Origin of the sequence: Bradyrhizobium sp. S3.12.5 (genome assembly GCF_040548225.1) — a bacterium.
Taxonomy (GTDB): Bacteria; Pseudomonadota; Alphaproteobacteria; order Rhizobiales; family Xanthobacteraceae; genus Bradyrhizobium; species Bradyrhizobium cytisi.
In genome coordinates, this window is the sequence record NZ_JBEPRF010000005.1 from 11,858 (window position 1) to 25,372 (window position 13,515).

The window sequence follows — 13,515 nt, forward strand, 5'->3', positions numbered from 1 at the left end:
GGGGCTACTCCGTCGAGTCGAAATCTTCCTCCTTGGTGCCGAGCAGCGAGACAATCGTGCGCAGGCCGGAATCGAGCTGCTCGAACGAGGGCGGGGCGAGCGCCAGCCGCACCGCATTCGGGGCATGGCCATGCGCGACCGCGAAGGTCGAGGACGGCGTCAGCGCGATGCCGCGCCGGGCCGCCGCGGCAACGAAAGTCTGCGAGCGCCAGTGCGATGGCAGCGTCAGCCAGAGATGATAGGAGCGCGCATCGGCGGCGATCTGGTAACCGGCGAGCAGTCGTGCCGCGGTCTGCTGGCGGCGTGCGGCGTCGATGCGCTTGAGCCGGGTCAGCTCGGCGACGGTGCCGTCGGCCATCAACCGCTGACCGGACGCGAGCGCGTGGCCCGAGGCGATCCAGCCGCCGGTGCGGACCGCGCTCATCACGCTCTCGCGCAAGTGAGGCGGCGCGACGAGGATGCCGAGCGCCAGACCCGGCGCGACTTTCTTTGAGAGGCTGTCGAGCACGATGCAGCGGTCGGGTCCCAGCGCGGCCAGCGGCGTGTCGTCGGCGAGGAAGCCGTAGACGGTGTCCTCGATGATGGTGAGGTCGAGCTTCTCGGCGATGCGCATGATGTCGGCGCGCCGCGTCGCGTTCATGGTGACGCCGAGCGGGTTTTGGATGATGGGCTGAAGATACAGCGCCGACAGATGCGCCTCGCGATGCGCCTTCTGGATCGCGTCAGGCCGCGCGCCAAATTCGTCCATCGGGATCGGCACCAGCGTGATGCCGAGCCGCGCGGCGATGCTCTTGACGTAAGGGTAGGTCAGCGCCTCGACGCCGCAGCGGCCGCCGGTCGGCACCAGTGCGGCGAGCGCGGCCGCGAGCGATTGCTTGCCATTGGCGGTGAACACGATCTGTTCGGCCTGCGGCGTGAAATCCTTGCGCGCGAGATAGGCGGCGGCCGCATTGCGCGCGCTCTTGGTGCCGGTGCTGGTCGAGGCGCGCAGCGCGGATTCGAGCGCGTCGACCCGTTCGAGCCCGGCGAGGCTCTTGGCGATCATCGCCCATTGCTGCGGCAGGAGCGGATAGTTGACCTCGAAATCGATACGCGCATCGCGCGGCTCGGTGATGATCTCGATCTCGCGCCTGATGTCGCCGGAGATGAAGGTGCCGCGGCCGACCTCGCCGACCACGAGCCCGCGGCGCAACAGCTCCGTGTAGACGCGGCTCGCGGTCGAGACCGCAATGCCACGGTCATAGGCAAAATTGCGCTGCGGCGGCAACCGGTCGCCGGCTCTTAACGTGCCGTTAGAGATATCCGCGGCAATGGCATCCGCAAGCTTCACGTACTCAAACTTGGACATATTGCACCGAGAGCAATGTTTTCCTTGCTCCGAGCAATGTACTGGAGCATTTAAGTTCCATCAAGGTCCGCGATTGAGCCGAGGAAAGCGAGAGCAATCCGACGGCAAATGAGGTGCAGGCGCTCAGGCGTTTGCGCCAACGGCATCCGCTTCGCCGCGCAGGACCAAAGGCCGGAGAAGAAACATGACCACGATCTCGCAAACTGCCGGGCGGAGCTTGCGCCCATCCTCGTCGAGCGGATTTTTTGGCACGCTCGCCACCGCTGCCTATGCGCTGTTCGACCGCCTGGAGCGCCGCTCCGCCGTCAAGACGCTGAACGAGCTCGACGACCGCGCCCTGCGCGACATCGGGATCAACCGCAGCCAGATCGAAGACGCCGTCTACGGGCAGTTCAAGGACGAGCTGACGCGGTATCTGTGAGGTTTCTCTGTCGGGACGTCCCGCAAGGCAGGGCGTCCCGATATGCGCAAATGTTTCCTCAGCGTCATTGCGAGCGCAGCGAAGCAATCCAGAGTCCCTCCGCAGATGCAGTCTGGATTGCTTCGTCGCAAGAGCTCCTCGCAATGACGGAGTGCGGGTGATACGGTCGCTCCACCAATCCGCATCGTCATCACAGACACACCTTCGCAGCCTCGCGGCTTAATTCACCCGAGCTTTGCTTCGTCGCCTCACCCTCAATTGAAAGAGGGCGCAGGGAAGACCGGGTGCCGGCTGGCACCCGCGGTCCACTGTGCGATGATTGCGCTATAAAAATCTGCACAGCGGCATACAGGTGAAGCCAAACATCCGGCCTTCCCTGCGCAGTGGGTTTACGGCTTATGTCGTGCTCTCCCCGGGGAGCGATGCACTATTGCCCCCGTCGCCTTGCGGATGATCGATACGCATGTCCGGTTGGACACAACGCATCACCGCAAGCCTTGACGCACAGGCTCCGGGCGCCAGGACCACACGATTTTGCCGTACGCGGATCACACCGGTCGTATGCGCGAGGCCTTCGCTCACGGTTGCCCGCCCTGCAAAACCCTTCGCGCCGATGTGACCCACGCCCACCGCGGCCCGGCCCGCGTTCGTGACGATCGCGATACGCCCCTCTTCCTTGGGCCGGAGTGGGACCACACATACGCCGTTTCCGAATTTCGGTAAAGTGGAATATTTTTTGTGATGCGGATTGACCGAGAGTTCGGGTGTTTTGCCCGTCAGGCAGCACAAGACCTTGTAGAAACTTTCCGCGATGGCAGTCTGGATTGCTTCGCTGCGCTCGCAATGACGGAGCAAGCGTCAGTGTCTCACCACCAGCACGGAGCACTTGGCATAACGCACCACATGCCCGGCATTGGAGCCGAGAAAATAAGTGCGCATCGCAGGCCGGTGCGAGGTCATGACGATCAGATCGGCCTTCATGTGCACGGCTTCCTCCAGGATCTCGTGATAGATGCCGCCCTGGCGCACCACGCTGGAGATGTGAGAGGCGTCGATGCCGGATTCGCGGGCGACGATGGCGAGTGCCTCTTCCGAGGTCTGGCGCTGCTGCTCGTCGAAATCGGCCGGGACGTATTCGGCCAGCATCACCGGCGTCATCGGCAGCACGTTGAGCAGCCGGATCGATCCGCCCCAGTTCTGCGACAGCGTTGCCGCGGTCGCGATCGCCGGTTTTGCGAGATCGGTATCGGCGAGGTCGATGGGTACGAGGATGGACTTGAACATCTGCGCCTCCAAATCTTCCAGTCAAGATCCTGGGACCAAGCTGGATCAACCGGTCGAGACGGTGCCCGCGCGTCTCATCCCAGTCGAAGCAACTTGGGGCTGACGAACAGCACCAGCTTGCCGCGGCGGTAGGCCACGTCACCCCAATCCTTGACGTCAAAGTCGAGGACCGCAAGCCCCGCGGTAGGAAGATTGTCGGCAAGCGCCTTGGCGCCGGCCGGATCGCCGCGACCCATCAGCATCAGGCCGGCCTCGTGCATGCCCGGATTGTGCCCAACCAGCAGCAATTGCCTGGGGTTGGCGGGAATCGTTGCAGTGCGAATGGTTTCGAGAATCTGCGCGGGATCAGCGCCGTAGAGCTCCGGCAGGATCTCGACCTGCGGCGCTGCGACGCGGTCCTTCATCGCCTGCCAGGCGATGTCCCAGGTCTGCCGGGCGCGGACGGCGTGCGACACCAGCACAGTCTCGGGCACGGCTGGGTGGGCGGCGATCCAGTCGCCCATCTCGGCGGCATCCCGCTGGCCGCGGTCGTCGAGCCGGCGGTCCTGGTCGCGGCCGCTCGGCGCGTGGGTCTCGGTCTTGGCGTGACGCAGCAGCATCAAACGGCGCATGGCATTCTCGAATCGTTCCACGTCCAGGATAATCTAAAAGGATAATCTACAGGTGTCGGTTGAGGACAAGGTGACAAGCGCCCGATTGGTCCTTTAAGAAGATTGCTCCGTTAACAAAAATGACATGAGCGAGACTTTCACAAGCGTGTCCCAGGAAGAAGCCGGCTTTCGTGAACGTGCGCGGCTGTCGTTCGATCTCGACGCCGACATTTGCGTGATCGGGGCAGGGCTTGCCGGCCTCTCCATTGCGCTGGAGGCGGCCCGGCTCGGGGCCAGCGTGGCGGTGCTCGAGGGCCGCCATATCGGCTGGAACGCCTCCGGCAACCAGCTCGGCGCCGTGACGCCGGGCTTCGCGCTGCCGCTCACCGAGCTGATCGAGCGCATCGGCTTTGAGGGCGCCAGCGAATTGTGGACGCTCTCGAAGCAGGGCGCCGAGTTCGTCCGGGCCAACGCCACCGAGGAGAACATGCCGGGCATCGGCCTCACAGACGGGGTGCTGGAGGTCTCCAACGTCGATGCCGGCGACCGGCTGATCAGCCGGCTCCAGATGCTGAACGAGGATTTCGACACCGAGGCCGAGGGCTGGCAGGTCGATCGCGTTCGCGCGGCGCTCAAGACCGATCGTTACTTCCACGGCGTCTACTACCCCAAAGCGTTCCAGGTCGACGGCCGCAAATATGTGCACGGCCTGGCCGCGCTGGCGCGGCGCGCCGGCGCCCGCATCTTCGAGGATACGCCGGTCGTCAGCATCGATCATTCCGGCATCCGCAAGCGCATCGTCACGCCGTCGGCGCGGCTGCGCGCGACGCACATCGTGCTCGCCGGCAACATCCATCTCGGCGCGCCGTTGCGGCGGCTGTCGGAGACACTGCTGCCGGTCTGGCGCTACGCCGGAATCACCGCACCGCTCGGCGAGCGGGTGCACGAGATCATCGGCTTCAAGGGATCGGTGATGGATTCCGACGGCGTCGATCATTTTCGTATCGTCGACGGCGACCGCCTGATGTGGGAGAGCCCGGAGACCACCTGGGCCGCGCGGCCGCAGCGCTTTGCAGGTAGCGTGAGGCGGCGGATTCGCACGATCTTCCCCCGGCTCGGCGATGTCGAGATCACCGAGACGTTCGGCGGCGTCATCGGCCAGACCGTGCATGGCATGCCGCAGATCGGCCAGCTGCGGAAAGGCCTGTGGGTGGCGAGCGGGTTCGGCCGCCAGGGCATGAACACGTCCGCGATGGCCGGGCAGCTGATCGCGCGCAGCATCCTGTGGGGCGACGAGCGCTGGAAGCTGTTCTCGCCGTTCGAGCTGGTCTGGGCCGGCGGCACCACCGGGCGGGTCGCGGGCCAATTGGTCGGCATCTGGGGCAGGGCGAGCTCCACGGCCGCGGGGTCGCTCGCCCGCTATCGCGAGCGGGCACGGGTCAAGGACAGGGAACGCGAGGCGCGGCTGGCCGAGGCCAACCGGGCCGCCGGCACCGGCCCGCGCCGTCCGCCGCCCGAGGTTCGGCCGCGCATGGCTCCGGCGCCGCAGCCGGCTGCCGCGGAGGAGGCGGAACCGGTTTCCCACGAGCAGGGCGTCTCGCAATAAGTTGAGAAAAATCCCGCCTGGAAGTGTAACGTCCGCCGTTAGAACCCGTATCTCAGGGCGTGAACTTCCTGCGCACGGAGAAAGACATGTTTGACCGCCGCATCTTGTTGACGACCGTCGCCGGCCTGTTCGGCCTTTCGACCTTCCGCTGGCTGAGAGCAACGCCGGCTCAAGCCGCCGAGAAGTTCGAGATCGAGAAGACCGACGCCGAGTGGCGGGCCCAGCTCACGCCGCAGCAATATGAGATCCTGCGCAAAGAGGGAACCGAACGGCCGGGCACCAGCCCGCTGCTCAAGGAGCATCGCAAAGGCGTCTTCGCCTGCGCCGGTTGCGATCTGCCGCTGTTCGCCTCGGAGACCAAGTTCGAGAGCGGCACGGGTTGGCCGAGCTTCTACCAGCCGATCGAGGGCAATGTCGGCAAGACCGAGGATCGCACCTTCGGCATGGTGCGCACCGAGGTGCATTGCCGGCGCTGCGGCGGCCATCTCGGCCACGTCTTCGATGACGGTCCGAAGCCGACCGGATTGCGCTATTGCATCGACGGTTTCGGGCTGGTCTTTCACCCGGCGTCGCCGTCGGCGACGTGAGCTTTGGGTGACGTTTAATCCCGGCAATTGTTGCCGGCCCGGCAATTGTGCCCCGGTCATGTGACCGGGGCCTTTCTATTCAAGTCATTGATTTCCTGAGAATACCTGCATTGGCATAGGCCTTGCGACGTCTCCTCCGAATGCGGCCATTGGTCTGCCGGCCGCCGAGATCGGATCTGGAGACAAAGTTATGGGTATCTTCGATGCAATGAACACCTCGGTGGGTGGCCTGCAGGCGCAGTCCTACGCGCTTCAGAACATTTCAGGCAACATCGCGAACTCATCCACCACCGCTTACAAGGGCATCGGGACCAGCTTCGAGGATCTCATTCCCGATTCCTCGGTGCCCAACAAGCAGGTCGCCGGCGGCGTCACCGCGCATGCGCAGGCAACGATCACCACGCAGGGCACGATCTCGGGCTCCAGTGTCGCCACCAACATGGCGATCACGGGCGATGGCTTCTTCTCGGTGCAGAAGGCGACCGGCGTCGTCGACAACGTGCCGGTGTTCGACGGCGTCTCCTATTACACCCGTCGCGGCGACTTCCAGGTCAACGCCAACGGCAATTTGATCAACGGCGCCGGCTACTATCTGATGGGTGTCACGGTCGACCCGAAGACGGGCAATCCGACCGGCAGCGTGCCGACGGTGCTGCAATTCCAGAACAACTTCGTCCCGGCGCAGGCGACCACCTCGATCCAGTATGCGGCGAACCTGCCGACAACGCCGAACACGGTGGCGAGCTCGACAGCGGCGAGCCACACGCTGCTGGCCAATGGTGGTCTCGATCCGACTGACTTCCTCCAGTCGAATCCCCTGCCGGTCGGCAGTCCGCCTCCGCGCACGGACGCCACCATCACGAGTGCGGGTGCCAACAACAGTGTGCCCGGTCCGATCACCGGTGCGACGAAATTGTCGGGCACCGCGCCGAGCGACTCGCTGACAACGAGCTTCGCGGCCGGTGACACCATCATCGTCGGTAGTTCCCCTGCGACGACAATCACGATTACTGCGGCGGGCACCGGCCTGCAGGACGCGACCCACGTTCGCGCCGACGACACCGTCGGCGACCTGCTCACGGCGATCGGCACCGCCACGGGCGTAGCGCCATCCATCAACGCCTCGAACGGCAAGATCACATTCCACACCGGCACGGCGCAGGACCTCAACATCACGAGCACGGCGCCCGCATTCTCCGCGCTCGGATTGACGAGCCCGGTGACCCAGGCACGTGGCACCGGCATGACCGCGACCGGTGTGGTGATGGGCAGCGACGTCGCCACCTTCACCAAGGAGTCGATCAGCGGCGGCGCGGTGACGGCCTACAATGCGGCCGGTACGCCCGTGAACCTGCAGTTGCGCTGGGCCAAGACCGACAGTTCCGCACTGGGCGGCACACACAGCGATACCTGGAACCTGTTCTACCAGACCGACCCCAGTGCTACCACCAGCGCGCAGCAGGCCTGGGTGAACACCGGCCAGACCTTCGCTTTCGCCAGTGACGGCTCGCTCACCTCGCCGAGCGGCTCGGGCATCACCATCAACAACGTCCAAGTCAGCGGCCAGTCGCTCGGCTCGGTCGCCTTCAACCTCTCCTCCGGCGGGCTGACGCAATTTGCGAGCACCAGCGGCGCGGTGACCATCAACACAATTACGCAGAACGGCTACGCCGCCGGCCAGCTCCGCTCGGTCGCCGTCAACAACAACGGCCTCGTTGTCGGCACCTTTTCCAACGGCCAGAACCTCGATCTCGCCTCGGTAACGCTGTCGCACTTCAACGGCACCAACTACCTGAAGGCATTGGACGGCGGCGCTTATGCCGTGACCGATCAGTCGGGCCCGGCGATCGCGGGCGCTTCGGGCACCATCAGCGGCTCGTCGCTGGAGGGATCCAACACCGACATCGCCGACGAGTTCACCAAGCTGATCGTGACGCAGCAGGCCTATTCGGCCAACACCAAGGTGATCACGACGGCGAATTCGATGGTGCAGGACCTCTTGAACGTGTTGCGCTGATCGGTCCGCCGGCGCGTAACGTAACCAAAGACGGCAGGTCAACATGGGTTTGAGTTCAGCCCTCGCCAGTGCGATGAGCGGTCTGCGTGCCAACCAGGCCGCGCTCTCGATCGTCTCGTCGAACGTCGCGAATTCGCAGACGCCGGGTTACGTCGCCCAGACGCCGAACCAGGTCGAGGTTACCACCGCGGACTTCGGATCGTCGGTGATGACGACCGGCGTCAGCCGGGAGCTCGACACCTTCGTGCAGAACCAGCTTCGCACCGAGACCGGCGGCAGCGGCTACGCCGACCAGATGGCCAACATCCTGAAGCAGCTTCAGAACGTCTATGGCAACCCCGGTGGCAGCGGCACGCTCGAAACGGCGCTGAACAACTTCACCAGCTCGCTCCAGGCATTGTCCACGAGCGCGGGCTCGTCGTCGGCGCAGACGGTCGCGGTCGGAGCGGCGCAAGCGCTGGCGACGCAGCTCAACGTCACCACCAAGGGCATCCAGTCGCTGCGCTCCAACGCTGAGCAGGATCTCGGCACCTCGGCACAGCAGGCCAACGCGGCGATGAACACGATCGCCGACATCAACACCAAGCTCCAGGGCCTGTCTTCGAGCGATCCGTCCGCCGCAACGCTGATGGATCAGCGCGACCAGGCCATCAACTCGCTGTCCAAATATGTCGACGTTCGCGTCACCACCGACGGATCGAACCAGGCCAACATCTACACCACCACGGGCATCCAACTCGTCGGCGCGGGGCTCGCCTCGCAATTCTCTTTCTCTTCAGTCGGCGCACTCTCGGCGACCTCGCTCTACAACACCAATCCGGCCAAGTCCGGTGTCGGCGCGTTCAACATCAAGCTTCCGAACGGGTCGCAGATCGACGTCGTCGCCAACAATGTGGTCTCCTCCGGCCAGATCGCGGCGGATCTGAAGCTGCGCGACCAGACGCTGGTGCAGGCGCAGACCCAGATCGACCAGCTCGCCGCGACGATGTCGAGCGCGCTGTCGGACAAGACCACGGCGGGCACGACGGTCTCGGGCCCACCGGCGGGCTTCGACGTCGATCTCGCTGGCGCCGCACCGGGCAACACGGTCAACCTGACCTACACCGATACGACGACCAACACGCAGCGCCAGATTACGCTGGTCAACGTGACCGACCCGGCGGCGTTGCCGCTCCAGAACGCGACGAATGCGAACCCGATGCAGGTCGGCGTGAATTTCTCCGGCGGCATGGGCGCGATCGACTCGGCGCTCAACACCGCGCTATCCGGCACGCACCTGTCATTCTCCGCGGCGCCGCTGCCCGCCACGGCCACGACGCTGCGGATGACCGATGACGGCACCGGCCTCGCCAAGATCAACTCGTCCTCGATCACCAAGACGATCTCCTCGCTGACCTCGGGCAGTCCGCAGCTGCCGCTGTTCACCGACGGCGGCCAGGCGCTCTACACCGGCGCGATCACGGCAGCGGGCTCGCAGATGACCGGCCTTGCCGGGCGCATCGCGGTGAACACGCAGCTCGCCACCGATCCGACCCGGCTGTCGGTCTATAGCACCTCGCCGGTGACACCGGCCGGCGACACCACGCGCTCGGACTATCTCTATTCGCAGCTCACCAATGCTGTGTTCTCCTATTCGCCGCAGACCGGTCTCGGTTCGGCGAGCCAGCCGTTCAGCGGCAGCGTCTCGAACTACCTTCAGCAATTCCTGAGCGTCCAGAGCAACGCATCGACCCAGGCGACCCAGCTCCAGCAGGGCCAGAGCGTCGTGGTCTCGACGCTCCAGGCGAAATTCAACTCGACCTCCAGCGTCAATCTCGACGCCGAGATGTCGAACCTGATCCAGCTCCAGAATGCCTACGCGGCCAATGCCCATCTCATGTCGGTGGTGCAAAGCATGATGAACACGCTGCTCCAGGCTCAAGGGTAACCGCGCGTATCAAGTGTAGGGGCGACGAAACATGTCGATCAGCAGCATCAACTACTCCTCGTCGGTCCTCGGCGCGCAGATCCGCAACATTAATCAGCAGCTCACGGATCTGTCGACGCAGCTCTCGACCGGCAAGCTGTCGCAGAACTATTCGGGGATGGGCACCAACGAGGGCTTCGCGATCGCCTCGCGCGCGCAGTTGTCCAACATCGACGCCTATACCGACACGATCACCAACGTCAACGTCAACATCAACCTCACCAACACGGCGTTGCAGGCGCTGACGACGATCCGCAGCACGGCGCAGACGGGCGCCGCGAATACGTCGCAGGATCTCAACGTCAACGGCCAGACGGTTGCGCAGAACACCGCGGCCGCCCAGTTCGGCTCGATGATCGGCGTCCTCAACACGCAGTCCGGCAACCGCTATCTGTTCTCCGGAACCGCGGTCAACACACCGTCGGTCACCGACGCCGGCGACATCATCAACGGCACCACGACGCAGGCGGGCTTCAAGACCGTGATGGCGGAGCGCCAGGCCGCAGATCTCGGTGCCAACGGAATGGGCCGGCTGGTGCAGACGCAGCCGACGCCGAGCTCGGTGAAGGTGTCGGAGGACGTCGCGGGATCGCCGTTCGGCTTGAAGATCGCCGCGGTCTCGTCGACGCTGACGGGCGCGACGGTCACCGGCCCAAGCGGCTCGCCGGTGTCGTTCTCCGTTGATCTCAACGGCGTTAACCCGAACAACGGCGACAAGCTCAGCGTTCAGTTCACGCTGCCGGACGGCTCGACCGAGCAGATCGACCTGACTGCGTCCAGCGCGACGCCGACGCCGGCGGGAAGCTTCGCGATCGATCCGACCATCCCCAACAACACCGCCGCGAACCTCAATACGGCGCTGAACACCGCGATCACGAAGCTCGCCAACACCTCGCTGGTGGCGGCATCCGCCGTGACCGCCGGCGACAACTTCTTCAATACCGCGAGCTCTGCGATCGGCACTGCCAAGAACAACCAGGCGGCCCCGCCCGCACCGATCAGCGGGGCGACCGCGCTGTCCGGCACGGCTCCCTCGAACTCGATCTCGCCGGGTTTTGCTGTCGGCGACACCATCACGGTCAACGGCACCACGCTGAGCTTCGTCGCGTCGGGCGCGGCCGGCAACCAGCTCAACGTCACCGACAGCATCCAGACCCTGATGAGCAAGATCGACCAGATCACGGGGACCTCGAAGCCGTCGACCGTCCATGGCGGTTCGATCACGATCAACACCGATGATGCGGCGAGCCTGAGCATATCGGGCTCGACCCCGGGCGCTGTGGCCGCGCTGGGTGCGCTCGGCTTCAGCACGTTGCCGATCACCGCCACGCAACCGCCGCTGCGCGTCGGCTCTTCGCCGGCGAGCTCGGCGACGACGCTGGTGAACGGCTCGGCCACGACAGTGAAATGGTACACCGGCAATGACGGGCCCGGCTCGCCGCGCTCGACCGCGGTGGCACGGGTCGACGATTCCATCACGATTCAATATGGCGCACAGGCCGATGAGGACGCGATCCGGCGGCAGTTGCAGGCGGTCGCTGTGTTCGGCACGTTCTCGACCTCGCCGGCCGGGACCTATTCCAGTGGACAGGTCTCGGCGCTGAGCCAGAGGGTGGCTCAGGCGCTTGCGCCGCAGCCTGGACAGCAGCGAATCGAGGACATCCAGACCGATATCGCGATGGCCCAGAACACCATGAAGGACGCCACCGCGCGGCAGACCCAGGCCAAGGCGCAGCTCCAGACCATGATCGACCAGGCCGAGTCGGCCCCGCCGGACCAGGTGGCGAGCGAAATCCTGTCACTTCAGAACGCGCTCCAGGCGTCCTACCAGACCACTTCAAAGCTCGCGCAGCTGTCGCTCGTCAAGTTCCTGTAGGAGCACGCGTTAAGGCTCCATTAACCATGCCTGTTTACCTCTTGGTGAGGGTTTGAGCGGGGGCGGAGCCATTGATGTGGGATCGGATGCAACTCGTGGCGGTCACGCCGTGCTTCGGCGGGCACGTCCTGCCGCGGGTGTTCCATGGCGACATCGCCTCGCAATTCGCGCCGGCCCCTGCGGCTGCGGCCGACGCGGCATGAGCCTGTCGGGATGAGCATCGGCGCATCCCGCCTGCCAGACATCGAGCGAGCGTCCGAGGGCGGCTCGCGCTATCGCCTGCGCGATCTCTTCACGCCGCTGGATACGCTGCTCGCCTCCGGCGGAGACCAGCGGCTGGCGCTCGATCCCGGAGATCGCGTCAACGCTTATGGCTGCGGACCGTCCCCAGAACCCGAGATCTGGAATTTCGCTTCATCTACGGCATCGCCGATCTCGCAGGCGGCCTATGACCGCGCCGCGCTGGCGCGCGAGGAGCTGGTCCACAAATCGCTGTTCGACGAGGTCGAGATCGCCTTCGACCGGCGCTGCGAGGATATGCGCGACGAATTGCGCGGTCACTTCCAGCTCCCGCCGCACGTCGATGTCGTGTTCTCGCCGTCGGGTACCGATTCCCAGCTCCATGCCTTGTTCCTGGCGCACGCGGTGCTCGGCGGGCCGCCGGTGTCCATCGTGGTCGGGGCCGACCAGACCGGCAGCGGCACGGCGCATACCGCACGCGGGCACCATTTCAGCGCGATGACGACGAGCGGCGTTGCGGTGCGCAAGGACGCTGCGATCGCGGGCCTCGCCGGCGACAGCATCGCGGTGCCGCTGCGCGACGCCAATTCGGGCCTCGCGATGCGCACCGACGCGGACGCCGAGGTGATGCGTGCAATCGAGGACAGCCTCGCGCAAGGCCGGCGCGTTTTGTTGCACATCATGGATTCGTCAAAGCTCGGCTGGCGCGCGCCGAGTGCCGCCTGCCTCGATGAGATCGCGCGGCGCTGGCCGCGCAAGGTTCAGGTCGTCGTCGATGCCTGCCAGGCGCGGCTCGGCCGCCGGCGGCTGCGCTCCTATCTCGATCGCGGTTACATGGTGCTGATAACAGGCTCGAAGTTCTTTGGCGGGCCTGCCTTCAGCGGTGCGCTGCTGGTGCCGAAGGGCCTGTCGCGCGCGCTCGACCGGATTGAAGGAATCGCGCCGGGCTTCTTCGATTATGTCGGCCGCTGCGACTGGCCGATGACGTGGACGGCGCTGCGCTCGCGCTTTGAACGGCGTCCGAATTTCGGCCAATGGTTGCGCTGGGAAGCGGCGCTGGTCGAGATCGGCAACTACTACGCTGTGCCCGGGGCGTTCCGCGCCAAGGCGCTGGCCGAGCTTGCGGCCGGCATCGACAGCATGATCGCGTTGTCGCCGTCGCTGCGCGCCGTACCCGCAGCCTTCGACAAGGCGGATGCGGACGATGAGGAGTTCGCGCAGCGTACGATCTTTCCATTCACGCTGCTACGTAACGGCAAGCCCGTGTCCATCGCCGACACCAGCGTCGTTCATCGCGCGCTGGCGCGCGACATGAACGACAACATCGTCGGGAGCGCGGCGGACCGGCAGGTTGCCGCGCAGCGCTGTCTCGTCGGCCAGCCGGTGCGGCTGGAGCAACCGGACGGCGTGCCGCAGGCTGCGCTGCGCGTGTGTATTGGCGCGCGGCTCGTCACCGACGCCTGGTCGGCCGACAGCGCGCAAGCGCAACGCAATGTGCAGCAGATCCTCGATCGCATCGCCCACGTCCTGGTGAAGACCGAGCTGCTGCTTGACCATACCGCCGCTGTGCCGGCGTAGCC

General features: G+C 65.3%; 12 protein-coding genes. 8 read left to right on the top strand and 4 right to left on the bottom strand.

Annotation, left to right across the window (positions count from 1 at the left end):
- Window positions 1–4: 4 nt before the first annotated feature.
- On the bottom strand, window positions 5–1,348 hold the full coding sequence (locus ABIC09_RS07930) for an aminotransferase-like domain-containing protein (RefSeq protein ID WP_354108942.1): 1,344 nt from the start codon (window positions 1,346–1,348) through the stop codon (window positions 5–7).
- Window positions 1,349–1,532: 184 nt separating this feature from the next.
- Between ABIC09_RS07930 and ABIC09_RS07935 the strand changes: the two genes are divergently transcribed.
- Window positions 1,533–1,769, top strand: a complete 237-nt coding sequence (locus tag ABIC09_RS07935; RefSeq protein WP_148751328.1) for a DUF1127 domain-containing protein — start codon at window positions 1,533–1,535, stop codon at window positions 1,767–1,769.
- A gap of 396 nt (window positions 1,770–2,165) precedes the next feature.
- Here the strand turns inward: ABIC09_RS07935 and ABIC09_RS07940 are convergent, their stop codons facing one another.
- The 3 genes from ABIC09_RS07940 to ABIC09_RS07950 all read right to left on the bottom strand — a co-directional run bounded on the left by ABIC09_RS07940 (window position 2,166) and on the right by ABIC09_RS07950 (window position 3,664).
- The gene (locus tag ABIC09_RS07940) at window positions 2,166–2,624 is read right to left on the bottom strand and encodes a hypothetical protein (RefSeq protein ID WP_354108943.1); all 459 of its coding nucleotides are present in this window, start codon (window positions 2,622–2,624) and stop codon (window positions 2,166–2,168) included.
- Window positions 2,625–2,627: 3 nt separating this feature from the next.
- Complete coding sequence (locus ABIC09_RS07945) at window positions 2,628–3,053, bottom strand: universal stress protein (RefSeq protein WP_148751331.1); 426 nt, start codon at window positions 3,051–3,053, stop codon at window positions 2,628–2,630.
- Window positions 3,054–3,127: 74 nt separating this feature from the next.
- Complete coding sequence (locus ABIC09_RS07950) at window positions 3,128–3,664, bottom strand: SixA phosphatase family protein (RefSeq protein WP_354083956.1); 537 nt, start codon at window positions 3,662–3,664, stop codon at window positions 3,128–3,130.
- Window positions 3,665–3,788: 124 nt separating this feature from the next.
- On the opposite strand from ABIC09_RS07950, the gene ABIC09_RS07955 reads away from it, so the two are divergent.
- The 7 genes from ABIC09_RS07955 (at window position 3,789) to ABIC09_RS07985 (ending at window position 13,513) form a co-directional block, all read left to right on the top strand.
- Window positions 3,789–5,249, top strand: a complete 1,461-nt coding sequence (locus ABIC09_RS07955) for an NAD(P)/FAD-dependent oxidoreductase (RefSeq protein ID WP_354083955.1) — start codon at window positions 3,789–3,791, stop codon at window positions 5,247–5,249.
- An 86-nt stretch (window positions 5,250–5,335) separates the two neighbouring features.
- A complete protein-coding gene (gene msrB / locus ABIC09_RS07960; protein WP_354083954.1) occupies window positions 5,336–5,836 on the top strand; it encodes a peptide-methionine (R)-S-oxide reductase MsrB in 501 nt (166 codons plus the stop codon).
- Window positions 5,837–6,026: 190 nt separating this feature from the next.
- Complete coding sequence (locus ABIC09_RS07965) at window positions 6,027–7,853, top strand: flagellar hook protein FlgE (RefSeq protein ID WP_354083953.1); 1,827 nt, start codon at window positions 6,027–6,029, stop codon at window positions 7,851–7,853.
- A 43-nt stretch (window positions 7,854–7,896) separates the two neighbouring features.
- On the top strand, window positions 7,897–9,780 hold the full coding sequence (flgK, locus tag ABIC09_RS07970; RefSeq protein ID WP_354108944.1) for a flagellar hook-associated protein FlgK: 1,884 nt from the start codon (window positions 7,897–7,899) through the stop codon (window positions 9,778–9,780).
- Window positions 9,781–9,811: 31 nt separating this feature from the next.
- A complete protein-coding gene (locus tag ABIC09_RS07975) occupies window positions 9,812–11,695 on the top strand; it encodes a flagellar protein (protein ID WP_354083952.1) in 1,884 nt (627 codons plus the stop codon).
- A gap of 74 nt (window positions 11,696–11,769) precedes the next feature.
- Window positions 11,770–11,898: a hypothetical protein gene (locus ABIC09_RS07980; protein WP_283812727.1), complete on the top strand. Its 129-nt coding sequence runs from the start codon at window positions 11,770–11,772 to the stop codon at window positions 11,896–11,898.
- A gap of 10 nt (window positions 11,899–11,908) precedes the next feature.
- A complete protein-coding gene (locus ABIC09_RS07985) occupies window positions 11,909–13,513 on the top strand; it encodes a hypothetical protein (protein ID WP_354108945.1) in 1,605 nt (534 codons plus the stop codon).
- Window positions 13,514–13,515 lie beyond the last annotated feature (2 nt).